The 25084-nt window shown below is 47.5% G+C and carries 27 protein-coding genes and 1 pseudogene; 16 read left to right on the forward strand and 12 right to left on the reverse strand.

The features are described from left to right. Positions 1–9: 9 nt before the first annotated feature. The 3 genes from dltB to BR62_RS0100990 are packed head-to-tail and all read right to left on the reverse strand — an operon-like array spanning position 10 to position 2864. Positions 10–1191, reverse strand: coding sequence for a D-alanyl-lipoteichoic acid biosynthesis protein DltB (gene dltB, locus BR62_RS0100980; protein WP_012118762.1), 1182 nt, complete (start codon positions 1189–1191; stop codon positions 10–12). Then, positions 1188–2699, reverse strand: a complete 1512-nt coding sequence (gene dltA, locus BR62_RS0100985) for a D-alanine--poly(phosphoribitol) ligase subunit DltA (protein ID WP_012118761.1) — start codon at positions 2697–2699, stop codon at positions 1188–1190. Before dltA ends, dltB begins: the two co-directional genes overlap by 4 nt. A 15-nt stretch (positions 2700–2714) precedes the next feature. Continuing rightward, the gene (locus BR62_RS0100990) at positions 2715–2864 is read right to left on the reverse strand and encodes a teichoic acid D-Ala incorporation-associated protein DltX (RefSeq protein WP_003150882.1); all 150 of its coding nucleotides are present in this window, start codon (positions 2862–2864) and stop codon (positions 2715–2717) included. A 443-nt stretch (positions 2865–3307) separates the two neighbouring features. On the opposite strand from BR62_RS0100990, the gene BR62_RS0100995 reads away from it, so the two are divergent. The 3 genes from BR62_RS0100995 to BR62_RS0101010 all read left to right on the forward strand — a co-directional run bounded on the left by BR62_RS0100995 (position 3308) and on the right by BR62_RS0101010 (position 6127). Next, positions 3308–4243, forward strand: coding sequence for a 1,4-dihydroxy-2-naphthoate polyprenyltransferase (locus tag BR62_RS0100995; protein ID WP_007407733.1), 936 nt, complete (start codon positions 3308–3310; stop codon positions 4241–4243). Between the two features lie 131 nt (positions 4244–4374). Beyond that, positions 4375–5007 carry a GTP pyrophosphokinase YwaC gene (locus BR62_RS0101000; RefSeq protein WP_007407732.1) on the forward strand — a complete coding sequence of 211 codons (633 nt, stop codon included), beginning with the start codon at positions 4375–4377 and terminating at the stop codon, positions 5005–5007. A gap of 259 nt (positions 5008–5266) precedes the next feature. After that, on the forward strand, positions 5267–6127 hold the full coding sequence (locus BR62_RS0101010) for a glycosyltransferase family 8 protein (protein WP_007407730.1): 861 nt from the start codon (positions 5267–5269) through the stop codon (positions 6125–6127). Positions 6128–6181: 54 nt separating this feature from the next. Here the strand turns inward: BR62_RS0101010 and BR62_RS0101015 are convergent, their stop codons facing one another. Beyond that, complete coding sequence (locus BR62_RS0101015; protein WP_032869850.1) at positions 6182–7927, reverse strand: S8 family peptidase; 1746 nt, start codon at positions 7925–7927, stop codon at positions 6182–6184. 161 nt (positions 7928–8088) lie between these two features. Between BR62_RS0101015 and celB the strand changes: the two genes are divergently transcribed. Next, the gene (gene celB / locus BR62_RS0101020) at positions 8089–9423 is read left to right on the forward strand and encodes a PTS cellobiose transporter subunit IIC (protein WP_007407728.1); all 1335 of its coding nucleotides are present in this window, start codon (positions 8089–8091) and stop codon (positions 9421–9423) included. 26 nt (positions 9424–9449) lie between these two features. On the opposite strand, the gene BR62_RS0101025 is transcribed toward celB, so the two are convergent. Beyond that, positions 9450–9833, reverse strand: a complete 384-nt coding sequence (locus tag BR62_RS0101025; RefSeq protein WP_032867832.1) for a VOC family protein — start codon at positions 9831–9833, stop codon at positions 9450–9452. 94 nt (positions 9834–9927) lie between these two features. Between BR62_RS0101025 and BR62_RS0101030 the strand changes: the two genes are divergently transcribed. Then, complete coding sequence (locus tag BR62_RS0101030; protein WP_032869391.1) at positions 9928–11115, forward strand: class I SAM-dependent rRNA methyltransferase; 1188 nt, start codon at positions 9928–9930, stop codon at positions 11113–11115. 34 nt (positions 11116–11149) lie between these two features. Here BR62_RS0101030 and BR62_RS0101035 read toward each other — a convergent pair whose 3' ends face one another. From BR62_RS0101035 to BR62_RS0101045, 3 genes are all read right to left on the reverse strand, one after another. Beyond that, positions 11150–11344, reverse strand: a complete 195-nt coding sequence (locus BR62_RS0101035) for a YwbE family protein (protein ID WP_003150901.1) — start codon at positions 11342–11344, stop codon at positions 11150–11152. A gap of 129 nt (positions 11345–11473) precedes the next feature. Then, positions 11474–12154 (reverse strand): CidB/LrgB family autolysis modulator, encoded by a 681-nt coding sequence (locus BR62_RS0101040; RefSeq protein WP_032868290.1) that lies wholly within the window; start codon positions 12152–12154, stop codon positions 11474–11476. Continuing rightward, positions 12136–12522 (reverse strand): CidA/LrgA family holin-like protein, encoded by a 387-nt coding sequence (locus BR62_RS0101045; protein WP_007407725.1) that lies wholly within the window; start codon positions 12520–12522, stop codon positions 12136–12138. The genes BR62_RS0101040 and BR62_RS0101045 overlap by 19 nt, the downstream gene beginning before the upstream one ends. Before the next feature lie 106 nt (positions 12523–12628). On the opposite strand from BR62_RS0101045, the gene cidR reads away from it, so the two are divergent. The 6 genes and pseudogenes from cidR (at position 12629) to BR62_RS0101070 (ending at position 17387) form a co-directional block, all read left to right on the forward strand. Further along, positions 12629–13537, forward strand: coding sequence for a cidABC operon transcriptional activator CidR (cidR, locus tag BR62_RS0101050; protein ID WP_003150908.1), 909 nt, complete (start codon positions 12629–12631; stop codon positions 13535–13537). 2 nt (positions 13538–13539) lie between these two features. Next, a complete protein-coding gene (thiM, locus tag BR62_RS0101055; protein ID WP_003150909.1) occupies positions 13540–14358 on the forward strand; it encodes a hydroxyethylthiazole kinase in 819 nt (272 codons plus the stop codon). Then, complete coding sequence (thiE, locus tag BR62_RS0101060) at positions 14355–15029, forward strand: thiamine phosphate synthase (RefSeq protein WP_020958016.1); 675 nt, start codon at positions 14355–14357, stop codon at positions 15027–15029. Before thiM ends, thiE begins: the two co-directional genes overlap by 4 nt. A gap of 75 nt (positions 15030–15104) precedes the next feature. After that, positions 15105–15423: pseudogene (locus tag BR62_RS19655) on the forward strand (Efem/EfeO family lipoprotein); the annotation flags it as partial. Positions 15424–15441: 18 nt separating this feature from the next. Further along, complete coding sequence (gene efeB, locus BR62_RS0101065; protein WP_007407721.1) at positions 15442–16698, forward strand: iron uptake transporter deferrochelatase/peroxidase subunit; 1257 nt, start codon at positions 15442–15444, stop codon at positions 16696–16698. 86 nt (positions 16699–16784) lie between these two features. Beyond that, positions 16785–17387 carry a DsbA family oxidoreductase gene (locus BR62_RS0101070; RefSeq protein WP_032869393.1) on the forward strand — a complete coding sequence of 201 codons (603 nt, stop codon included), beginning with the start codon at positions 16785–16787 and terminating at the stop codon, positions 17385–17387. Between the two features lie 20 nt (positions 17388–17407). Here the strand turns inward: BR62_RS0101070 and BR62_RS0101075 are convergent, their stop codons facing one another. The 3 genes from BR62_RS0101075 to BR62_RS0101085 all read right to left on the reverse strand — a co-directional run bounded on the left by BR62_RS0101075 (position 17408) and on the right by BR62_RS0101085 (position 19140). Next, positions 17408–18082: a glycosyltransferase family protein gene (locus BR62_RS0101075; RefSeq protein ID WP_032869395.1), complete on the reverse strand. Its 675-nt coding sequence runs from the start codon at positions 18080–18082 to the stop codon at positions 17408–17410. Then, positions 18082–18762 carry a class I SAM-dependent methyltransferase gene (locus BR62_RS0101080; protein ID WP_032869397.1) on the reverse strand — a complete coding sequence of 227 codons (681 nt, stop codon included), beginning with the start codon at positions 18760–18762 and terminating at the stop codon, positions 18082–18084. The genes BR62_RS0101075 and BR62_RS0101080 overlap by 1 nt, the downstream gene beginning before the upstream one ends. A 216-nt stretch (positions 18763–18978) precedes the next feature. Further along, positions 18979–19140 carry an anti-repressor SinI family protein gene (locus BR62_RS0101085; RefSeq protein ID WP_003150917.1) on the reverse strand — a complete coding sequence of 54 codons (162 nt, stop codon included), beginning with the start codon at positions 19138–19140 and terminating at the stop codon, positions 18979–18981. A 335-nt stretch (positions 19141–19475) separates the two neighbouring features. On the opposite strand from BR62_RS0101085, the gene BR62_RS0101090 reads away from it, so the two are divergent. The 4 genes from BR62_RS0101090 to galT all read left to right on the forward strand — a co-directional run bounded on the left by BR62_RS0101090 (position 19476) and on the right by galT (position 23332). After that, positions 19476–20099 carry a TetR/AcrR family transcriptional regulator gene (locus BR62_RS0101090; protein WP_014419191.1) on the forward strand — a complete coding sequence of 208 codons (624 nt, stop codon included), beginning with the start codon at positions 19476–19478 and terminating at the stop codon, positions 20097–20099. 79 nt (positions 20100–20178) lie between these two features. Then, positions 20179–20565, forward strand: a complete 387-nt coding sequence (locus BR62_RS0101095) for a GtrA family protein (RefSeq protein WP_032869853.1) — start codon at positions 20179–20181, stop codon at positions 20563–20565. A gap of 51 nt (positions 20566–20616) precedes the next feature. Beyond that, positions 20617–21801, forward strand: a complete 1185-nt coding sequence (locus BR62_RS0101100) for a galactokinase (RefSeq protein ID WP_032869399.1) — start codon at positions 20617–20619, stop codon at positions 21799–21801. Further along, on the forward strand, positions 21791–23332 hold the full coding sequence (galT, locus tag BR62_RS0101105) for a UDP-glucose--hexose-1-phosphate uridylyltransferase (protein WP_025285463.1): 1542 nt from the start codon (positions 21791–21793) through the stop codon (positions 23330–23332). Before BR62_RS0101100 ends, galT begins: the two co-directional genes overlap by 11 nt. Positions 23333–23349: 17 nt before the next feature. On the opposite strand, the gene BR62_RS0101110 is transcribed toward galT, so the two are convergent. Further along, complete coding sequence (locus BR62_RS0101110) at positions 23350–23595, reverse strand: GlsB/YeaQ/YmgE family stress response membrane protein (RefSeq protein WP_003150926.1); 246 nt, start codon at positions 23593–23595, stop codon at positions 23350–23352. Between the two features lie 502 nt (positions 23596–24097). Between BR62_RS0101110 and qoxA the strand changes: the two genes are divergently transcribed. Beyond that, a complete protein-coding gene (qoxA, locus tag BR62_RS0101115; protein WP_087920812.1) occupies positions 24098–25063 on the forward strand; it encodes a cytochrome aa3 quinol oxidase subunit II in 966 nt (321 codons plus the stop codon). The last annotated feature ends 21 nt before the right edge of the window (positions 25064–25084 follow it).

Here is a 25084-nt window from a genome sequence, read left to right on the forward strand (position 1 = left end):
CAATCTCCTTTAGTGATGAAATGGTTTTCCTGAGAAAATATAAAATCCGAAACATACGAAATGGAATGTGATGACGATGGCTAAAAAGGCCGTAAAACGATTGGCGGGCAGCCACTTGTATTTCTTATTCCATTTCTCAAAAAAATTATACCCGGTCATTAATACGGCGTGGTACAGGCCGTATACAATATATTGCAGGGCGAGTCCGTGCCAGACGCCCATCAGCATGAACAGCAGGAAATACCCGATGTTTGAGACGGCCATCCGGTTCTTTATCCATTTTTTCTTTGTCATCCAGAATACAAAGCGCATAAATACGTAGTCTCTGAACCAGAAGGATAAGGACATGTGCCAGCGGTTCCAGAAGTCTTTAATGTTTTTGCTGATAAACGGCTTATTAAAGTTTTCCGGAGATTTGATACCCATGATATAGCTTACACCGACGGCAAACATCGTGTAACCCGCAAAATCAAAAAACAGGTACAAGCTGTATCCGTACATGTACAGCACATTACCCCACAGTTTGCTGTGGGTGATATGAGACAGATTCATAATGAAATACGTGTTAATCGCATATCCGATAATGAATTTGTATAAGAAACCGATAAAAATTTTATGAATGCCGGTATACAGTAAATCAGCGTATTCTCCCTTTGTCCATACTTTCTGTTCGTCCTTGGCAAATCTGCGGTATCTGTCGATCGGACCGGAAGAAATGGTCGGGAAAAACATAATAAAGTACAAAAGGCGGTGAAGCGGCATTTTTTCTTTAATCAGTCCGTCTCTCGTTTCCATGATCAGCTGGACGCCTTTAAATGTCAAATAAGAAATTCCTAAGAAACTGATCAGGTTATGAACCGGGTGATGAGGCGCCGGCGGAAAGAAAAACGGCCATAATTTAGATAAAAACAGGGGTAAAATGGACGCGATCACGGCCATACTGAAGACAAAGCCGCTGTTGGCTTTCAGTCTGTAAGCGAGATAACCCCTGATTAAAAGCACCTGCCACAGCGTAAAGATACATAGTGCGATCACGCCGTGCAGATCATGCGCGAAAATCAAAGCCAATACGATGATGGATATAAACATGTTGTATCCTTGGAATCTCTTGCCGTTCAGCCCTAAAATAATCGTCGGCAAAAGAAGGATTCCAAGTAAGATAAAGAAGAAAAACGAGCTGTAAGGCGTCATACAAGAACCTCTTCGCCAATGCGTTTACGGTCGATTTTTCCGTTCGCAGTCATTTGAATGTGGTCCTGATAAATGAATTTTCTCGGAATCATGTAGGCCGGAAGCGAAGCGGCCAGTTCTTTCTTAATGGCGCTTGTCAGCTGGAATTCTTTTTCAAAATCATGTTTTTCAGGCACGATGGCGGCAATTAAATATTCGACAGGTCCGTTAGGCTGATACGGGATGACAACCGCCGTGCGCACATATTGAGACTGCCTTACATGTACTTCGATTTCCTCCAGCTCCATGCGGTAGCCGTGAAGCTTAATCTGGAAATCAAGGCGTCCTTGGCAGAAAATCTGACCATCCTGAACATAACCGGCATCACCCGTGTGATATGCCCACTGGCCGTCGATCGGGAAAAACGCTTTTTCCGTCAGAGAAGGTTCTCCGAGATAGCCTTTGCTTACGCTCGGGCCCGCGATGATGATTTCCCCTTTTTCTCCGTCCGGAAGCTTATTCCCGTTTTCATCCATGATGAAGATATCCATATCGGGTTTTGCAAAACCGACAGGCAGAGATTCATTTTCATCAATGATCTGCTGCGTAATTTCAACGGAGGTGACGGCAACCGTTGTTTCAGTCGGGCCGTATGTATTGAATACGCGGGCCTTCGGAAAACGGTTTAACAGCTCCTGTGCCACGGCAGCCGGAAGCGCTTCTCCGCAAAACATAAATACTTCTGCCTCAGGCAGGAGCTCCTGCGTAAAGCCGGGGTCCATCAGACACATTTGGACGAAAGACGGCGTCGATGTCCAGACGTTCAGTTTGGATTTCTCCAGCTCTTCAAATAGTACTTTCGGTTTATTGATTTTGTCTTTCGTTACGCAGTGCAGCGTACCTCCCGTTTGAAGCGACGGGAAAATGTCCATGACAGATAAATCAAAAGAAAACGGAGCTTGGTTTAAGAATGTCTTACCCTCGCCCACAGGAAAATCCCTGCAGATCCAGTCAGTAAAGCTTTGCAGGTTATCAGCCGATATCTGCACGCCCTTCGGATTTCCCGTGCTGCCGGACGTGTAAATAATGTAAAACGTGTCCAGCTCTTTTACCCAGTTCTCACGGCTGAGGTCTGCATCTCCGTCAGCTGCAAGCTCTTCGGGCGTAACGGTTTTAATCAGATTGCTTCCTGTATCGACTGCATCGCCCGATACGCTGATAAGCAGCTCTGCGCCTGAGCTTTCAATGATTTTGACGATCCGCTCCGCCGGAATGGAAACATCGACAGGGATGTAAGGGCGGCCCGCTTTGACGCTTCCTAAGAAAGAAACGATCATATTCGGCTCCATATGTCCGTAAACCAGGACAGGCGCTTTCGAACCGTCAGCTGTATGTTTTTGAATGCCGGACGCAACCCGCTCCGACAAATCCCATAATTCCCCGTAAGTGAGGGAATGATCTAAGGAACGAAACGCTTCGGCCTGCGGCTTGGCGTCTGCGTATGTTTTTATAGCATCAAGTAGTTTCATAGTTATCCTCCCCGATTAGAAATCGTTGTAAATATAAGTGCCGGTATTCGCTGTATGAAATCCATACATCCAAAAGAGCAATACTAATATCAGAAAATAAAAGCCCGTATGAAACGTCCATTTGATCAATGTATTTTCATAAGCACGTTTTAATTTTTGCATCATATTCAAAATTCCTTCCCCGCGTATTCAATAATTACACCAGTATATGACGATTAGATTAACAAAAAGTTTCAAAATATGTCTAATATCCTAAGCTTAAAATTTCCTTAAAAATGAATGAGAAACAAAAGGATGGAAAACACGCATGTATAAATTGGCAAATGATCATACTAAAAAGGCGCTGTTCAGGCGGGATTTTTAACTTATCGTAAATATAAACGAGGTAAAAAAAATTTGGCGGCTTTTTCTTAAGCAGGCTTGTGCCGAATCCCAATGGAGAAGGGCGAAAAGCCGTTTCCGGCAGGATAGCCGATAAAGCGCCGCATCTTGTGAAATGAGGAAGAAATTATTATGATAGATAAGGTAGCAGAAAACGTGAAAACCCCAATTCAACACTACTGTTATCGGCTGACTGTGAAAGCCTTTTAATAGAAAGGAAGAGGAAAATGAATCAAAACAATATGGGGGGCAGCCAAAAGACGCCCGAGAAAGAAAGCATGGGCCGCATTTTGTGGCAGCTAACCCGCCCTCATACATTGACGGCATCGTTTGTGCCCGTACTTCTCGGCACCGTATTGGCGATGTTTTACGTAAAGGTTGATTTCCTGCTGTTTTTGGCCATGCTGTTTTCCTGCCTTTGGATCCAGATCGCCACGAACTTATTCAATGAATATTACGATTTTAAACGCGGTTTAGATACGGAGGATTCCGTCGGTATCGGCGGAGCGATCGTCCGCCACGGCATGAAGCCGAAAACAATTCTGCAGCTGGCGCTCGGCTCTTATGCGATTGCCCTCGTGCTCGGTGTTTATATCTGCATGAGCAGCAGCTGGTGGCTTGCGGCTATCGGCCTTGCCGGCATGCTGATCGGCTATCTGTATACGGGCGGCCCGCTGCCGATTGCGTATACACCGTTCGGGGAACTGTTCTCCGGCATTTGCATGGGCTCTGTATTTGTCCTTATTTCTTTCTTCATTCAGACAGGCAGAATTAATGAACAAAGCATTTTGATTTCCATCCCGATCGCCATCTTGGTCGGAGCCATTAATCTGTCCAACAATATCCGTGATATTGAGGAAGATAAAAAGGGCGGACGTAAAACCCTGGCCATTTTGATGGGGCATAGAGGGGCCGTTATGATACTGGCCGCATCTTTTGCCATCGCTTACATCTGGATCATCGGTCTTGTCATCATGGGTTACACAAGCCCGTGGCTGTTCCTGGTCTTCCTGAGCGTGCCGAAACCCGTTCAGGCCGTGAAAGGCTTTGTGAAAAACGAAATGCCGATGAACATGATTATTGCGATGAAATCAACGGCGCAAACCAATACATTCTTCGGATTCCTGCTTTCCATCGGACTCCTGATCAGTTATTTCCGCTGATCAAATGAAAGGGCAAATGCCATAACCGGCATTTGCTTTTTTTTATGACATAATCTTCACGATATTGTAAAGAACCTGACCGCGGACTGACACGTCTCATATATGGACAGCAAAGCAAGGAGATGAAAAAAATGGACTTGTCAACAGCCCATATGGATGATTTGAAAACGGTCATGGAAGATTGGAAAAATGAATTATTAGTTTATAAATTCGCTTTAGATGAGCTGGATACGAAGTTTTCTATCATCAGCCAGGAATATAATCTGATTCACGGGCATAACCCGATCGAGCATACAAAATCACGCGTGAAAAGTTTTGAGAGTATCGTCAATAAACTGATGCGCAAAGGCTGCGATGTGACGACGCAGGAAATGAAAGAGCATATTCATGATATTGCGGGTGTCAGGATTATCTGTTCCTTTATTTCCGATATTTATAATGTCGCTGAGGTTTTGAAGCAGCATAAGGACCTGAAGATCGTAAAGGTGAAGGATTATATCAAACATCCGAAGCCGAACGGCTACCGCAGCCTGCATTTGATTATTGAAATTCCCGTTTATTTGACGAATCGTGTGGAATATGTGAAGGCGGAAATTCAAATCCGCACCATCGCCATGGATTTTTGGGCGAGTCTTGAACATAAAATTTATTACAAATTAAATAACGAAGTCCCAAAGCATCTGACCGACGAGCTGAAGGAAGCGGCGGACATTGCCCATTATTTAGACGAAAAGATGCTTGGGATTAAGAAAGAAGTCGATTAAACAATTGATGCATCACAACCAGCCGGACCGCTTTTATGTGCAGTCCGGCTGGTTGTTTTTATGTTTACGTGTTTTCGCTTTCCTGCGCGATATATTCTGACGATGATTCAGGCTGAAATCCTGATTGAATTTGAACAGAGAATGCAAAAGATATCAAATCGCAAACAGCACATTCCCGCAGAAAAAATGTGTAAGATCGAGGTTTACTTTTTTTAAAAAGGGAAAGACATTTGTACAACAAAAAGGGAGATGAATATCAGTGGGAAAGAATGAAACAATGCATATCGTATCATGTGCCGATGATCATTATGCTCGTCATTTGGGTGGGATGTTCGCTTCTTTATTGATGAATATGGATAAAACAAGGGATGCGAAATTATATGTGATCGACGGCGGAATTACTGCCGAAAACAAGGACAAGCTTGAACAGACCGCGATGTCATTCGGGACGCCGCTTGAATTTTTAGAAGTAGACGCTGATCAATACAAGCATGCAGTCGAAAGCAGCCACATTACAAAAGCGGCTTATTACCGCATTTCCATCCCTGATTTAATTAAGGATGAGTCCGTAAAGCGAATGATTTACATTGATTGCGATGCAATTGTGATGGAAGATATTTCGGTTTTATGGGACTTGGATATTTCCCCGGCAATAGTTGCGGCGGTAGAAGACGCCGGACAGCATGAAAGGCTGAAAAAAATGAATATCAGCGACACTGCCAAGTATTTTAATTCCGGTATTATGATTATAGATTTCGAACCTTGGAGAAAACAAAATATTTCCGAAAAGGTGATTGATTTTATTAACGAAAACAGCTCGGAGGATTTTCTCGTGTTTCATGATCAGGACGCGCTTAACGCGATCTTATATGATCAATGGCATGAACTGCATCCGCGCTGGAATGCGCAGACGCATATTATCATGAACGAGAAAACGCCTCCTGAACTGATCGACCGTATACGTTACAGAGAAACACGTGCCGAACCGGCCATCGTCCATTTCTGCGGCAGCGACAAGCCTTGGAATACAGGCACCTCGCACCCGTATCGTGATCATTATTTCCGATATATGTCCTTTACGAAATGGAACACGATCGACCGCCCGGCCATGAACCAATAGGCAGGTGTGATGAAACGCTTGTGAAGCCGTTATCCGGCTCATAAGCGTTTTTTGCTATTTCACCCGAATCGCACGCACGCGTTTTTGCAGGCTGGTCTTTTCGGCAGACGGCTTCAATCGGCTGACTGCCGTTTGCGCCGCTGATTTTGCTTTTTTCGTCTTTGTTTTTTCAGCCGTTTTTACTTTGTCTCTAGCCTGCTGCCGGTTGAGTTTATCTTTTATCCGGTCAAGCCGTTTTTCCAGAGCGGTTTTTTCTTTTCCCGGCTGGATTTCGCTGACTGCTTTTTGGGCTTTTGCGGTGCTGGCCTCAGAGGTCTTTTTTTCCGCCTGCTTGACGCTGGCCTCAGCTGTTTTCAAAAGGCTTGAGTTGACAGCGTTCAGCCGCTTTTGCAGCCCTTTTTTCTCTGAACCGGCCGGTAATTTGCGAATGGCGCTTTGTGCGGCATTGACGGCGGTTTTTTTCTTTTGTTTTTCGGCAGTCCGGACTTTGTCTCTTGCGTCCGTCACATTTCTTGCCGTCTGAACTTTATTGATCCGGGACTCGAGAGCGGTTTTTCCCTTTGACTTGGACAGCTTGCTGACGGCCGTTTTTGCTTGATTGATATCTGCCTGTTTTTTCGTCTTTTCCGCTTTTATTACGGTCCGTTCGGCATAGCTCTTTTGCTTTACATGATATTGCACCAGGCCGTACCCGAATCGGCTGTCACGTCCGGGAGCGCCCAGATCTTTGACGTTTTGCTGCATCTGCTGCCGGAGCTGTGTATTTGTTTCCTCGGGATATTTCTGCCTGAGCAGCGCGAACATGCCGGTGACGTGGGGCGCGGCTTGAGATGTGCCGTCAGCCGTGGCGTACATTTGATTCAGATACGTGCTCGTAATATTGGTGCCGGGTGCGGCAAACTCAATTTGTTTTCCGGTCGTGGAAAAAGCCGCGAGCCCGTTTTTTTCAGTTGACGCTGAGACTGCCGTTACGCTGCTGTAGGCGCCCGGATAATTGACGGGTTTTTTGTTGCCGTCGTTTCCTGCGGCGGCTACGATCACGATTCCTTTTTTGTATGCTTTGTCTACGGCGTCGTGAAGAATTTTGCTGTCTGCGTTAGTTCCGAGGCTCATATTGATGATGTCCATTTTATTGGCGATCGACCAGTCGATCGCTTTAAGAAGGCTTTTAAGATCCCCTGCACCCTTTCTGTCTAATGCCTTAACTGCATATAACCGGACATCCGGCGCGATGCCGTCAATGCCGTATCCGTCATGTTTGGCCGCAATGATTCCGGCGACATGCGTCCCGTGTCCGTTGTCATCTTTGTATGAGGAAGTATAGCTGACTGCGGAATAGCCTCCGGCAATGGAAAGGTCATCATGAGGGTAAATGCCGCTGTCAATGACAGCCACTTTCACCTTTTTTCCCGTCAAGCCTTCTTTCCACGCCTGCTTGACCTGAGTCGGTTCTATATCCCATTGCGGCAGCGCGTAACTGCTGCTTTGGGCCGCTGATAACGGGCGGATATCAGAACCGCCTGCTGCCTGAAAGGATACATTGTCTTCTACATATAAGATGTCAGGGTCCTGTTTCAGGTCTTTCACCGTTTGTGAATCGGCTGACACGGCGACTGCCGGGAGATGCTGATAGGTCTGTTCCACATCCGCTCCGCTGTCTATGGCGGATTCCTTGCCGTTTTGATTTTTGTACACCACGATAACGTCCCGGTCGTGCGTCTCGGCGTGCGCGGGCGCCGCGGCGGAGAACAGGCCGGCGCACAAGGCCGCGGCCATTATCGGTTTCAGGGTGTGATACATTGCAATTCCCCCTTTTTCTTTATATATCGGCAGTGCGGAATTCTTTTTTTCCTGAGGGATAAGGAAAATTTCTGTATGCAAATGTAAGCGTTTCCAAAATATGATGGAGAAAATGCTTTAAGACATCTGCGCAATGAACTCAAAAAGGGGGTTTTTGATAAATGAGTACGTTCAATCGGGTCATGGAAGAAAAAATCATGCCTGTCGCCGGAAAAGTCGCCGGCCAAAGGCACTTAAGAGCTTTGCGGGACGGCATTATTTTGACTATGCCGCTTATCATCATCGGATCGGTTTTTCTGATTCTGACGAGTCTTCCGATTCCCGGTTATGCCGATTTTATGGCTGGTCTTTTCGGTGAAAATTGGGTTGAAAAGCTCGGGTATCCCGTGAATGCGTCCTTTGACATTATGGCGCTTGTCGCCGCCTTTGGGATTGCCTACCGGCTTGCGGAAAGCTATGAGGTGGATGCCCTGTCGTCGGGAGCCATTGCCCTTGCCGCCTTTTTATTGGCGACGCCGTATCAGATTCCGTTTATTCCTGACGGCTCGGCAACAGAGATTATGGTGGGAGGCGGCATTCCGATTTCGCTGCTCGGAAGCAAAGGTCTGTTTGTCGCGATGATCATTGCAATGCTGTCTACGGAAGTGTACCGGTTTATCATACAAAGAAATATCGTCATTAAAATGCCTGACGGAGTGCCGCCTGCGGTCAGCAAATCGTTTGTTGCGCTCATCCCCGGTTTCATTATTATTACGCTTGTATGGCTGGCCCGTCTGTTTATTGAAATAACTCCTTTTAAAAGCCTCCACAATGTCGTAGGCGATCTGCTGGGCACCCCGCTGTCTATTCTGGGCGGGAGTCTCGGCGGAAGTCTTATCGCCGAATTCGTGCAAATGCTGCTTTGGTCGTGCGGCATACACGGCGCGTCCATTATCGGCGGCGTCATGTCGCCGATCTGGTATGGGGCGATGGATGCCAACCGTTTGGCTTTTCAGGCGGGAGAAGCGCTGCCGAGCATTTTTACGACACAGTTCTTTCAAATATGGATTAATGTCGGCGGAAGCGGAGCGACGCTTGCCCTTGTGCTGACCATGCTTGTGCGCTCCAGAAGCAAACAGATGAAACAGCTCGGCCGTCTCGGCATCGGGCCCGCGATTTTTAACATTAACGAACCGATTATTTTCGGGATGCCGCTCGTCATGAATCCGCTGTTAATCGTGCCCTTTATCATTGCGCCGCTCTTGACCATTACGGCGACGTACATCGGGATGAGCACGGGGATGGTGGCAAAACCGGCGGGAATCGCCGTGCCGTGGACGATGCCGCCGCTGATTTCCGGTTATTTGGCGACGGGCGGGAAAATCTCCGGTTCGGTCATGCAGCTGATCAATCTCCTGATTACATTTATCATCTATTATCCGTTTTTCCGAATTTGGGATCTTCAAAAATGGAGAGAGGAACGGGCGGCGGAACAAAACGTCACTGAAGAAACATAAAAAAACGGGCGCTTTCGCCCGTTTTTTTAACGCTGGAAAAATTCGATCCATTCGCCGTCAGGTCCTTCAATGTAAAAGTAGCGGTACCCGTTCGGAAGCGTCGTGATTTCTTCATCAATAAATACGGCGCCCTGACGCTTCGCATGCGTGAACTCCGACGCGATATCTTCTGTCAATAAAGCGACATGATGCACTTTTCCTTCTGCGGGAAGCTCGCTGCTGTAGCCCTGGATCAGCTCAATTTCTGTCTCCGGCCCTTCCTGAAAGCCGAGAAAGGCAAGTTCAATAATGCCGTTCGTATGAGTGATACGATCCTTTAACTGCATACCGAGAACGTCTTGATAAAAGGCGATGGATGTTTCAATATCTTTGACCATAATGCCTGTATGGTCGATTCTTTTGGCTGTCATGGTTTTCCCCCTGTTTTGAATTTTTCGGGACAATGCGGTGTTGATCATGTTTTATGGTACGATAAGAGAAAGCAAAACGAAAGAGGAATGCACAATGAAGCTACTTACAGTGAAAGATACATTTGCCGGAAAGCTGAAAAAAGGATTCCCCCTGATTGAAAAAGACGCTCTGTCCGGAAGCTCGGCTCATTTAACAGAGGGCGATCTTTTTGATGTGACATCCGAGAAGGGTGAGTTTATCGGAAAAGGCTATTACGGTTTGCAGAATAAAGGAGTCGGCTGGGTGCTGTCCCGCGAGAGAGATGAACGGATCGACGGACGTTTCTTTCTGGACAAGCTGAAAAAAGCGGCTGAAGCAAGAGCCCATCTGTTTAAGGCGCCCGATACGACGGCGTTCCGGCTGTTCAACGGTGAGGGCGACGGCATCGGCGGCGTCACGATTGACTTTTATGACGGTTATCTGCTGATTCAATGGTACAGTAAAGGCATTTACGCTTATAAGGACAGCATGATTGAGGCGATTGACGGACTGGAGCTTTCTCATAAAGCGATCTACGAAAAGAAACGATTCGATACGGCCGGGCAATACGTGGAAGACGACGATTTTGTCAAAGGCGAAAGAGGAGATTTTCCGGTCATTGTTCAAGAAAACGGCATCCGATACGCGGTGGATCTAAACGACGGGGCGATGACGGGCATTTTCTTAGACCAGCGTCATGTACGCAAAGCGATTCGGGACAAGTATGCAAACGGCAGACGGGTGCTGAATACGTTCTCTTATACGGGGGCATTTTCCGTTGCGGCGGCGCTTGGCGGAGCTGAGAAAACGACCAGCGTCGATGTCGCCAACCGCAGTCTCGCAAAAACAATTGAACAGTTCAGCGCCAACGGAATTGATTATGAGGCGCATGACATTAAAGTCATGGATGTTTTCAAATACTTCGGCTATGCGGAGAAAAAAGGGCTGGAGTTTGACCTCATCATCCTTGATCCGCCTTCTTTCGCCCGCACAAAAAAACGGACGTTCAGCGCGGCGAAAGATTATAAAAATCTGCTGAAGGAAACGATCGCCATCACCGCAAAAAACGGCATCATCGTCGCTTCGACAAACAGCAGCGCCTTCAATATGAAGAAATTTAAAGGCTTTATAGAGACCGCCTTTAAAGAAACAAATGAGCGTTACGACATTTTGGAAGAATACACGCTTCCGGAAGATTTCAAAACGATTCCCGCGTTTAAAGAAGGGAACTATTTGAAGGTTGTTTTCTTGCGGAAAAAATAAACAAAAAAGCCGGGCGTGAAGCTCCGGCTCTTTTCTATTCAATAATGTGCTGCACCCGGCCGATTCGCCCGTCTTCAAGGCGGACCTTAATGCCGCGCGGGTGGAAGCTTGAGTTCGTCAAAATATCCTTCACGATTCCTCTTGTCAGCTTTCCTGAACGCTGATCGGCTTTCAGGACGATATCGACTTCAAGTCCTTTTCTGATGCTGCTTCGCTGCTGGCCGTTCATATGACACATCCGTTCTTCAGTCTTTTCACTTCATATCTTATCATATCGTGTTTTCGCCATTTTATGAAGGACAGACGAATCAATCCTTCATAGCAAATAAAAAAAGACCGCTCTGTAAGGAGCAGTCTTTTATGACATAAACGAAAGCAAAATCGGGGCCGCGCCCAGCGTCATAATTGCGGCGAGAATCATGGACACGCTTGAGATCGTTCCTGATACGGAGCTGAGCTCAAATGCTTTAGATGTTCCCGCTCCGTGCGCGCTAGTTCCGAGCAGCACGCCCCGGGCAATTTCGTTATCAATGCGGAAATAGCGGATGACCATCGGCCCGATGATCGTTCCCAATAAAGCCGTTAAAATGACGAAAACCGCTGTAACGGCCGGCATCCCGCCGATCATTTCTGAAACGTTCATGGCAATCGGCGTCGTCACGGATCGCGGCACGAGACTGTCGACTAAGCTGCTGCCGAGATGGAACCATTTCGCGATAAAGGCCGTTGACAGAATGGCGATACATGAACCGACCGCTACGTTCAAAATAATTTCCACGGCGTATTTCTTTAAAATCGGGAAATATTTATAAAGCGGGATAGCGAACGCCACTGTTGCCGGCTGAAGCATATCGGTCAGCAGTCCGCCGCCGAGATTGTATGTCTGATACGGGACATTGACAAGAAGCAGCAGTACGACCAAAACAGCGGGCGTAATCAGAAGCGGCGACGTATACACCCGCGGAAAACGAGTGTAGAGTTTTTTCGCGCCCAAATATACTAAGACAGTTAAGAATAAACTTATGATTCCGATGAACACGTTTGTTTTTTCTCCTTTCTTTTTGCTATCAGCTGTGTAAGCGTACCTGTTGAAACCATCACGACAAATGTGCTGATGACGACGACAAGTAAAATGCTTACGCCGAATTTAGACATAATATCTCCGTATTCAATCACTCCGACGGCAGACGGGATGAAAAACAGCAGCAGCTCACCGAGGAGCCATGCTGCGCCAAGCTCAATCCATTCAAGTTTGATAATCTTGAAATGCAATAATGTGAAAAGAATCACAATCCCGATTATACTGCCGGGAATATTTATATGAAGAGCCGCCGTGACCCAATTGATCAGACGCGCAAATATAAACAGCAGAGCGATTTGAATAACGGTAAGCAGCAATTTTTTCATAATGATGCCTCCCTTATATTTATATTGTACAGAAGGTTTTGCTATAGGTAAAATACATATAAAGAATAATGTGTATTCCTTTTGTCTATAGAAAGGATGAAATGTAATGGATATCCGGCACTTAACGTATTTTTTGGAAGTGGCCCGTTTGAAAAGCTTTACGAAGGCTTCACAGTCTCTGTATGTTTCACAGCCGACAATCTCAAAAATGATTAAAAACCTGGAGACGGAGCTCGGCATTAAGCTGTTTTACCGCAATGGCCGGCAAGTTGAACTGACTGACGCCGGGCAGAGCATGTATGTGCAGGCGCAGGAAATCACAAAGTCCTTCCAAAACCTGACGTCAGAGCTGAACGATATTATGGAAGTGAAGAAAGGGCACGTCCGCATCGGTCTTCCGCCGATGATCGGGTCCGGCTTTTTCCCGAGAGTGCTCGGTGACTTCCGCGTCACATATCCCGATGTGACGTTTCAGCTTGTTGAGGACGGCTCTATTAAAGTGCAGCAAGGGGTGGAGGACGGCTCGCTTGATATCGGGGTCGTCGTACTTCCCGCGAATGAAGAGATTTTTCATACGTTCACAATCGTCAAGGAAACCCTTATGCTCGTCGTCCATCCGTCACATCGGCTCGCTGACGAGAAAGAATGCAGTCTCCACGAATTGAAAGAAGAGCCGTTCATATTTTTCAGGGAGGATTTTGTCCTTCATAATCGAATTATGACGGAATGCGTGAAAGCCGGATTCAGGCCTCACGTCATTTATGAAACGTCACAGTGGGACTTTATCAGCGAAATGGTATCGGCCAACCTCGGTATCGGCCTGCTGCCGGAAAGAATCTGCCGCGGTCTTGATCCTGACAAAGTCAGAACCATTCCGCTCGTTCATCCGGTCATTCCGTGGCATTTAGCCATCATTTGGCGGAAAGACCGCTATATGTCCTTTGCCGCCAGAGCCTGGCTGGAGCATACGAAATCGTATTTATGGAATCCGAAAAAGAGAAAAAAGGATGATTAAGCATGGACGCACAAACCGCAGCTCAACACTTGAGTAAAGTACGGGATCAAAACCCGCTCGTTCACAGTATCACCAATAATGTCGTCACGAACTTCACCGCTAACGGACTGCTCGCGCTCGGCGCATCGCCCGTTATGGCTTATGCAATTGAGGAGGCAGCCGACATGGCGAAAATCGCAGGAGCGCTCGTCCTGAATATAGGAACCCTCAGTTCGGCGTCGGTTGAAGCTATGATCGCGGCCGGAAAATCGGCCAATGAAAACGGCGTTCCGGTCATTTTTGATCCGGTAGGCGCCGGCGCCACGCCGTTTCGGACGGCATCAGCCCGCAAGATCATACAGGAGGTCCGCTTGTCCGTCATTCGCGGAAATGCCGCGGAAATCGCCAATATTGCCGGCGCCCCTGATTGGAAGATAAAAGGCGTGGATGCGGGGGAAGCCGGAGGAGATGTGGTTCAGCTCGCTAAGACGGCTGCAAGCGGGCTGAAGACGGTCATTGCGATTACCGGAAAAACCGACGTCATCTCCGACGGCACCGACACATACGCCGTACATAACGGTGATAAACTGCTGACGAAGGTGACGGGGGCGGGATGCTTGCTGACGTCTGTAATCGGAGCCTTCTGCGCAGCGGGGCAGGACGTTCTGCAAGCGGCCGTTTCAGCCGTTTCTGTATACGGAAGCGCCGCTCAGCTTGCCGCTCTGGACACCTCCCATAAGGGGCCGGGCAGCTTCCAGATTGAGCTTTTAAACAAGCTGGCAAGCATCTCAGAACAAGAAGCGGCCGAGCTTGCCGCAATTGAAAGGGTGACAGAAAAATGACGCGTATTTCTCGGGAAATGATGAAGGATATGTTATCGGTTTATTTTATTATGGGATCAAACAATACAAGCTCAGACCCCGTTTCCGTGGTGAAAAAAGCCATTGAGGGCGGCGCTACGCTTTTTCAATTTCGGGAAAAGGGGAGCGGTTCTTTAACAGGGGAGGAACGTGTCCTGTTCGCGAAGCAGGTACAGGATGTCTGCAGGCAGGCCGGGATTCCTTTCATCATTAATGATGATGTCGAATTGGCCTTGCGCCTTGAGGCGGACGGAGTGCATATCGGGCAGGATGACGCAGACGCCGAAGAAACGAGAGCGGCAATCGGCGATATGATACTCGGTGTGTCAGCACATAACGTCTCCGAGGTGAAGCGGGCGGAAGAAGCCGGAGCCGATTACGTCGGAATGGGCCCGGTCTATCCGACCGAAACAAAAAAAGATGCTGAAGCCGTGCAGGGCGTTACATTGATTGAAGAGGTGCGGCGTCAGGGCATCACCATTCCGATTGTAGGAATCGGCGGCATTACGGCTGACAACGCGGCGCCCGTCATTGAAGCGGGTGCAGACGGCGTCAGCATGATCAGCGCCATCAGCCAAGCCGAAGATCCAAAAGCGGCGGCGCGGAAGTTTTCAGAGGAAATTCAGCGCTCCAAAGCAGGGCTGTCCCGATAGGACGGCCCTTTTTCTGTGTGCGCAAAAAGGCAGTGACGGACTTGGAGAATATAAGCCGTATGTCAAGAACAGGGCAATCAGCTTGCAATATCGACCGAAGTGTTTGACGGCTCTATCGCTTCGCTCAAAGTGATGCCTGAACCAATCATTGCCGGCGCCGAAGGCTTAAAAGCCCTCTATGAAACAGTGAAAAGCGCGCAGTGAGAGATCATTTCGAGGTCACGGAAAAACTTGATGCGGAATTCAGCGAATTTGAAGGTTTGATGTCGAAATACAAACGTGCGATCAATCGTATATGTCTTGTGATACATTAAGTACAGATCAAATCAGAGAGATAAGCACGAAGCTGACGGCCCTTTCTGAAACCATGTCGAAGATTGCCGATGTGCTTTAAAAGGAGTTAAGACGCAGCATGAGCGATGAACAAAACAAGGAAAAACAGATCCACAGACGGGATGTCCTGAAGTGGGGCGCCGTCGCGGGCGCCGCCGTTGCTGTCGGAGCGAGCGGCCTCGGAGGACTCGCGCCGCTCTTCAAACCGGCGGCCACCGCTTCAAAGAAGAATGATGAAAAACGTGATCGTGATCAAATCGTTCCTTTTTACGGAAAGCACCAAGCGGGAATCACAACGGCGCATCAGACGTATGTGTATTTTGCGGCGCTTGATGTCATGTCAAGCGACAAAGCCGATGTCATCTCCCTTTTCAAACAATGGACAAGCCTGACGCAGCTGCTGACTTCAGGCGCCGTCCCGTCGGGCGAACAGAAAAATAAATATATGCCTCCGCAGGATACCGGGGAGTCGCAGGATCTGGCACCGGCGAATTTGACCGTTACCTTCGGCTTCGGCCCCGGGTTTTTCGAGAAAGACGGGAAGGACCGCTTCGGACTGAAAGATAAAAAACCGAAGCACCTCGCCGATATTCCGCCGATGCCTAACGACAAGCTCGATAAGAAACAAGGCGGCGGTGATATCGTCATACAAGTCTGCGCGGATAATGAACAAACGGCGTTTCACGCGGTGCGCAACCTGATGAAACAGGCATCGGGGGTGTGCGAAGTCCGCTTTCTCAATAAAGGTTTCTTAAGCGGCGGGAAAAACGGAGAAACACCGCGCAACCTCTTCGGATTTAAAGACGGCACCGGCAACCAAAGCACAAAGGATGAAAACCTGATGAATTCGATCGTTTGGGTTCAATCAGGAGAGCCTGACTGGATGACGGGCGGCACGTACATGGCGTTTAGGAAAATTAAGATGTTTTTAGATATATGGGACCGTTCATCCTTGAAGGAACAAGAGGACACGTTCGGGCGGGTGAAAAGCTCGGGCGCGCCTTTCGGACAAAAAAAGGAAACCGATCCCGTGAAGCTGAATCAAATTCCCGCCGACTCGCATGTCAGCGTGGCAAAATCAACCGGCAGACAGATTCTGCGCCGGGCATTTTCCTATACGGACGGAATTGATCCGAAGACGGGTTATGTTGACGCAGGCCTGCTGTTTATCTGCTTTCAAAAAGACCCGGACCGCCAATTTGTCCCGATGCTGAAGGCTTTGGCGGCAAAGGATGCGCTGAATGAATACACACAAACGATCGGCTCTTCCTTATTCGCCTGTCCCGGCGGCTGTAAAAAAGGAGAATATATCGCCCAAAGGCTGCTGGAATCGTGACACCTTCCATATGGAGGGTGTTTTTAAAAAAAACACTTGTAACTACATATGTTACAACTTAAAATAAAAAGGAAAGGAGACTTACAATGACACTGCAGATTAAAGTATATTCTGATTATGTATGTCCGTTTTGCTTTGTCGGCAAAGCGGCGTTTGAAGAAGCAATCAAGGACAAGGACGTACAGGTGGAATGGATGCCGTTTGAATTGCGTCCGAGCCCCTCGCCGAAACTTGATCCGGTGAATGATCCCGCCAAGCGGCAGATGTGGAAAAACTCCATTGAGCCGATGGCGCAGTCGTTAGGCGTTGAAATCACGTTCCCCCGCGTGTCACCGCATCCTTACACGGATTTGGCATTTGAAGGCTTTCATTTCGCAAAGGAACATGGGAAAGGAAGCGAATACCATACACGCGTTTTTCAGGCGTTCTTTCAGGAAGAGCAAAATATCGGTGACGTTGGCGTGCTGACAAAGCTTGCGGAAGAAGCAGGACTTGACGGCGCTGCCTTCAAAGAGGCGCTTGAGACAAGAGCATACAGACACGTACAGCAGGAAGCGCTCCGCCATGCTTATGAAGAAGCCGGCATTACGGCAGTGCCGACGTTTATCATCGGCGATGAGAGAATCTCTGGCGCGGCGGGAAAGGAAACCTTTGAACAAATCATTGAGCGGGAACTGAATAAACGTTAACCCGAAAAAAGCCCTCTCGATCAGCGAGAGGGCTTTGCCATATAGTGTTTGACAAATGTTTGTCTGTCCGCTTCATATGCCGCGGCGTCAAATGAGTCGCCGCAAAAATGAAGGCACCAAGGGTCTTTCTGGCAGGCGACGCCGACTTGATAGCCGTGTTTTTGAAATTCAAGCGACTGTGATGTGTCGTAAAAATGAAAGCCGCGAAACAAATCCTCCCGCCACTCCACGTCATATTGAGCCGCCATTAACAAGCCGTCAATGGCGTCAGCGGGCGTAAACAGGCCGTCTTCATTGCCGTGCTCAAAGTCCAGCGGGTGATAAGCATTCCCCCGGTATTCAATCACTTTTCCCATCCGCTCTCCGCTTTCCCACCAAATGCCGTTCGGCGGCAGGGTTTTGCAGCCGGCGACACCGAGAAGGCCGAGCTCCTGATGAGATTGAAAGATATGAAGCATGTCATGTAGGAAATGCTGATGAATGATAAAGGTATCCTGATGCAGATAAATTTTATATTTGGAGGGGTGTCTCAGCGCTTTGTTGTAGGACGAGGCCATGCTTGCTGAATCGTATATCGGCATGATATCAACGGAGTATGAAGGGGGGACGGTAAGCTGCATGATATGGCTCTTGCACCGGGAGTAGAGCGGCTCGTCATTCACACAGACGACAAACAGAAATGAATGTGAATCCATTACATGCTCCTCTCGGCCTCAATCACATATTGATACGCCGATGCTTCTGTCATAAAGTCATGCCTTATGCCAAGCTGTACGCATACTTCGTGCAATGCTGCGATGGCTTTGTGGTAAGAGGGGTGATCAACGCGGATCGCCTCAATGCGTTTCACCTCATAGCCGGCGGCTTTAAATAATGAAAGCGTCTCTTCACGGGTAAAAAAACGCAGGTGGGTCTGATCCATTAATCCGGCGTCACTGTAAGTCCATTTGCCGGCTAAAAGCTCCAGCACCACTGAGATGTGGCCGACATTCGGTATGCATGCAAGCACCGTGCCGTCTTTTTTTACATAAGGACGAAGCTTTTTCAGCACGGACCACGGGTCGATAAGATGCTCAAGAACGTCTCCGAACAGCATGCAGTCGAATTGTTCTGATTCGTACGGAAGAATGGCGGATTCAATGTCGCCGCAAAGCACGTGGCTCAATTTGCTTTCCGCCTTTTTTGCGGCTTCGGGATACGCTTCAATGCCGTAAACCGTTATTCCGCGGTCTTCGATCGCCTCTCCTAAATTGCCTGTGCCGCAGCCGACATCAAGCACTGTCCGCCAGTTTTCGTCTATTTTGTTCAATAAATAAGGATTCAGGCCTTCGTAGTAGTTCTGTTGTTTTTCATCATAATAGGGATTCGTATCCATCTGTGTATCACCTCATAAATGGGCATATACACAAGATATGCAGCGGGGGGATCTCATATCACCATGTTTGGCTGTTCAATTGCGGAATGCGGACGGGAATGGTTGTCCGGTATACGGTTTGTTCTCTGATTCCCCTCTTATTGCGGCTGTTCCTTTGAAAACTCGGGTGCGGGCGGACTGTGGCAGGTCATATAGTAAAAGGATCCGCCTGTAATCTTACCGCTGGCGGATGGTGTTTTTCATTGGTGTTTTTTTCTTCACCGCTTTTTCAGTATTTAAGAAGCGCCTCACATCGTCAATGTGCAAACCCATGATTCTAGCCTCTTGAATTAACAATTGCCAATCTTGATCTATATCTTTCATTACATGAGTTTTCATAAGAACCTCCAATTGAAAAATTGATTTGCCCAGCTACAGCAGCCAATGTATAACAAATATCACACATAGTTGGCCGGTAATCCCAAATTGAAGATGAATTCACCTACCTATTCCCTAAGAAAATGACTGAAATAACCAAAATCCTTCAAGAATTCTTACGTATAATAATAAACAAATAAATACTGACTGGATAGTATGCAAATAAAAATAAATCATATGACCTATTAATATTTACCCTCAAAGCGTCGACTAGCATATTCTTTTTGCATAAAAAATACCGCAAAAGAATGATTCGGTGTAAGATAAAGTGAATGATCAAACAGCTGGGGTAAAAAATGAAAAAAAACAAATTTCAAATTAAGAGAGAAGAAACATTTGAAAGTTTTATTGACGCAGGCCTTCATCTCCTGATTGAAAGAGCTTACGATTCAGTCTCAATCGATGACATCAGTAAAGCGGCGGGTTTCAGCAAAGGCGCGTTTTACGTTCATTTTGAAAGCAAGGAAGATTTTCTGAAGCATTTATTAGACAGGCGTCAGATTAAAAAAAGGATCATCACCGGCTATCTCGATGAATTAGAAAAGCAAACAGCGCGGCCGTTGACGCTTTGTGAAGCTGCGGCAAGCGCGGCCAGTCTGTTGATGCGGTTTGTAAACAGCAAGCCTGCCTGGAATGTTGTGTCTTTTGCCGTTCATATGCCTACTTACAAAGTCGTCAGTGAATATGAAGCTTATATCCGTCTTTATAAGTTATGGATAGAAGAAAGCACCATGTACATAAATTGGCTCAAATCGAGAAATTTAATAGAAGACCATATAGATACCGAGCATACCGCTAAAATGATGTGCGCGCTCATCGACGGGATGATTAAGCAATCCAATGTGCTGGGAAGGCCGGTTACTTTCCGCAGCATGTTTGACGCGCTCTATGTTTTTGTCAGCGGCAGAAAATCAGGGTAACGTTCTTCTTGATTTGACAAAAGGTTTAGAAAAGTCTTTCAGAAAGCGAGGAACTGCCATGCGCTACAGAGAAATTATGATGTATATCATTATGGGGATATTCACGACCATCGTGAATATCGCCAGTTTTTACTTTCTGACGTCGGCATTTGAGATGGATTACAAGGCGGCGACCGTCGCTGCTTGGGTTCTGTCCGTTCTATTTGCATATGTCACGAATAAACTGTATGTATTTCAGCAAAAGACCGCGGGGATGCGGAGTCTGATGAAAGAATTGACGGCCTTTTTCAGCGTGCGGGTATTGTCCCTCGCCATCGATCTCGCCATGATGATTCTTCTGGTCAGTCAATTTCATATGAACGAAACGTTGGCGAAAATCGCCGATAACGTCATTATCGTAGTCGTCAACTATGCGGCCAGCAAGTGGATTGTCTTCAGAAAAGCGAAAGAAGAGGGCGTGTCATAACGGTTTCTTTCCGCGCCCCGGGGGAAAGTGTAATAGTGAAAGGGGATGCGTATGAAGCACAAAATAAAGAAAGCGTTTGCTGATGTATTCGGGGAATCGGAGGACCTGCGCATTTTCTTTGCGCCCGGCAGAGTGAATCTCATCGGAGAGCATACGGATTATAACGGGGGCCACGTCTTTCCTTGCGCGCTGACGATCGGTACATATGCAGCCGTCCGGGGGAGAGGGGACAGGCTCGTCAGAATGTACTCTCATCATTTTCAGGAAGCGGGCATAAAGGAATGCAGTCTCGATAATATCCGTTATCAAAAAGAGGACGGGTGGGCCAACTATCCGAAAGGGGTCATGGCAGAATGTCTCGGCAGCGGTTTTTCCCTTCCGCACGGCTTCGATATTGTGTTCTGGGGAAACATCCCGAACGGCGCGGGGCTGTCATCTTCGGCTTCGATTGAACTTGTTACGGCGGTCATTCTCAAGGAATGCCATCAGCTTGAGGCGGATATGCTCGACTTGGTGAAGCTCGCTCAGACGGCGGAACATTCCTTTATCGGCGTCAGCTGCGGAATAATGGATCAATTCGCCATCGGAATGGGAAAGAAACATCATGCGATTCTGCTGAATTGTGGGACGCTCAGCTTTGAATATACAAAACTCGGGCTGTCGGGGCTGTCGATCGTTATTGCAAATACCAATAAAAAACGAACGCTTGCAGACTCAGGCTATAATACGAGGCTCAAGGAGTGCGGGGAAGCGCTATGTGATCTTCAGAAGCATCTTTCCGTTCAATCACTGGGAGAGCTGACCCCTTCCGCTTTTGACGCTCATGCGGAGCTGATTCAGAATGAAGTGAACAGACGCCGGGCGAAACACGCCGTCTATGAAAATCACCGCACAATAGAGGCCGCCGACATGTTCAGTAACAATCAGCTTCATCATATCGGTGAATTAATGAGGGATTCGCATCTCTCTTTACGCGATGACTACGAGGTGACGAGTCATGAGCTGGATACACTGGCTGAAGCGGCCTGGCGCCACGGCGGGGTGATCGGATCAAGGATGACGGGAGCCGGTTTCGGCGGCTGTACAGTCAGTATCGTCAAGGACGATGCGGTTTCGGATTTTATTGAAACGGCAGGGGCCCGCTATGAGGAGAAGACAGGGAGAAAAGCTGACTTTTACACGGCGGATGTCGGAGCCGGAGCGAGAGAACTAAAGGGGGATGACGATGGCAATTGAGCGGCACGTGGAACGTTTAATCCGGTACGGATTGCAAAAAGAGCTGATTTCATTTCTTGATATTGAATATACGAGAAACCGTTTGTATGAAGCTTTGCATATCACCCATCCGGAGGTTCCAGAACAGAAAGAAAATGTATCGGCGGCATCATTGCCGGACATATTGGCCCCGATTTATGAATGGGCGGCAGAAACGGGCCGGATTGCAGCAGATACAGACACCTATCGCGACCTGCTGAGCGCGAAGATCATGGGCTGCTTTGCCCTGCAGCCGTCCGAGATTGTCCGTCGTTTTGAAGAAACAAAGGCGGTGCACGGGCCGGAGCAGGCGACAAAGGCGTTTTACCGATTTTCAGAGGATGTGTATTATATCCGTTCGGACAGAATACAGCGGAATGTCGGGTGGACGGCTGAGACGGCTTACGGAAAGCTGGACATCACGATCAACCTTTCAAAACCGGAAAAAGATCCGAAAGCAATTGCCGCTGCCAAAGAGCAGCCTCAATCCGATTATCCGAGATGTGTTCTTTGTAAAGAAAATGTCGGGTACGAGGGGAGACCGGATCACCCGGCGCGTCAAAACCTTCGTGTCATTCCGGTAATTCTCGGCGATGAGCAGTGGTTTCTGCAATTTTCTCCGTATGTGTATTACCGGGAGCATTGCATCGTTTTGAAAGACCGGCACGAACCGATGAAGATCAGCAAAAAAACGTTTGACCGGCTGCTGTCGTTCGTCAGCCAGTATCCTCATTATTTTCTCGGTTCCAATGCTGATCTGCCGATTGTCGGCGGCAGTATTTTAAGCCACGACCATTTTCAGGGGGGCAATTATGAATTCCCGATGGCGCGGGCGGAGACAGAAAGCCGGTACAGGCTGCCTGACTATCCGAAAACGGTGTTGGGAATTGTGAAGTGGCCGATGTCGGTCATCCGCCTGCAAAGCGAGAGTGCGTCTGAGCTTTCCGGCGCGGCGGATGCCATCCTGCGGGCGTGGCGCGGTTATTCCGATGAGGCGGCTGATCTCCTCGCCCATTCAGGAGAAACACCGCACAATACAATTACGCCGATTGCCCGGCGGAGAAACGGTTTATTCGAATTAGATCTCGTCCTCAGAAATAACCGCACCTCTGATGAGCATCCGCTGGGAATTTTTCATCCCCATCAGGAAGTTCATCACCTGAAAAAAGAAAATATCGGACTGATTGAGGTAATGGGGCTTGCGATTCTGCCGGGCCGCCTTGAACAAGAAATGAAATACACGGCTGAAGCGCTGTGCTCACCGGACCCGGAAGCGGTCTTAACGGCAGACCCTTCTGCGGCAGCGCATAAAGATTGGGCGCTCAGTGTGCTGCATAAGCGGAAGGTAACGAAAGAAAACGCGGAACAGATTCTGAAAGAGGAAATCGGCCATGCCTTTGCGCGGATACTGGAGCATGCCGGCGTCTTTAAACAAACAGAAGAAGGCAGAGCGGCTTTCCGGCGGTTTATCCGCCATTTGGGCGCTCTACCGGAAAAAAGCCCCATCCCATAAGGGACGAGGCTTTTTTTTTATCCTCTGCTTCTGGCGATCAGGCTGAATAAGAACACCACGATCGCAGCTCCGATGATTGCCGGAATAATGGCAAAGCCGGCAAGGTGAGGACCCCATGTGCCGAGCAGTCCGTGCCCGATCCATGCGCCGATCAGACCGGCGATCATTGACCCGATGATTCCCCCGGGCATACTGCCTTTTACAAATAAACTTCCGATCCAGCCGATAATAATAGCGACAATCAGAGATACGATAAAACCCATAAATATCACTTCCTATTTTTTATTATTTATGCCTATATGTTTCCTTCGTTTTGTCCATATTAAACATATAAATGTGTTTTTTATAATGAACATATCAAGGCGCGTTCCGGTCTTTTTTTTCATAATGCGTTGCGTTAAAATGGAAACCGTGTGAAAAGGTGTGAACAAAGGAAAAAATATTTCTTTTGTAGAATGTTTAACAAAATGAATCTTTTTGTTGACCAGCGTTTTTTATTATGGTAAACCTTTATTTGGTATTATTCGTTCTCACTATCTTTTTTCTCTATATATGCTAAATGATCTAAAACTTTTTATGTTTGGTTTGCGCAAGTGGAAAAAGTTCATGCATTTTTTGACGATTTTGTGACATTAGGTCGAAAAAAAGATGAACTTTAGAAAAAAATAAAGCTAATAAGGGCAGATTTTGATAGCATAACAAGGTAGATAGAGAAAAGATTTTGAGAAAGTACATTTCAGATTCACTACATCAATAGGAAGGATGGTGATCTTCTTGTTCAGAGCATTTAAACCGTTACTTTTAATAGCGATGTTGGCTGTTGTTTTCGTACTGGGCGGATGCAGCGACATTTCCGTTTTAGATCCGAAAGGACCTGTAGCAGACCAGCAGAAAGATCTGATTCTCTTGTCAATCGGATTTATGCTGTTCATTGTCGGCGTCGTATTCGTACTATTTACAATCATTTTAGTGAAATACCGCGACCGCAAAGGCAAAGACAGCGGAAATTACAAGCCCGAGATGCACGGCAACACGTTCTTAGAAGTAGTCTGGACAGTGATCCCAATTTTAATTGTTATTGCACTTTCTGTGCCTACCGTACAGACGATATATTCGTTAGAAAAAGCGCCTGAAGCGACAAAGGATAAAGAGCCTCTTGTTGTTTATGCTACTTCGGTAGACTGGAAATGGGTATTCAGCTACCCAGAGCAGGATATTGAGACGGTTAACTACCTGAACATTCCTGTAGACCGTCCGGTTTTATTTAAAATTTCTTCAGCCGATTCAATGGCATCGCTATGGATTCCTCAGCTTGGGGGACAAAAATACGCGATGGCGGGAATGCTGATGGATCAATACTTACAGGCTGACAAAGTGGGAACATATGAAGGCCGCAACGCGAACTTCACCGGCGAACACTTTGCCGACCAGAAATTCAACGTAAAAGCTGTTACGCAAAAAGACTTTAACAGCTGGGTGAAAAAAGCCCAAAGCGATTCTCCAAAGCTGACGAAAGAGAAGTATGACGAACTGATGCTTCCGGAGAATGTCGGTAAATTAACGTTCTCTTCTACACACTTAAAATACGTTGACCACGGCCAAGATGCCGAATATGCGATGGAGGCGCGAAAACGCCTTGGCTACAAAGCCGTATCACCGCACTCTAAAACAGATCCGTGGGAAAATGTAAAGAAAAACGAATTTAAAGTATCCGACGATAAACAAGATTGAAATTGAACAAGAAAGGAGGAA

The sequence above is a fragment of the Bacillus sp. UNC69MF genome (assembly GCF_000746035.1).
Lineage (GTDB): Bacteria > Bacillota > Bacilli > Bacillales > Bacillaceae > Bacillus > Bacillus velezensis.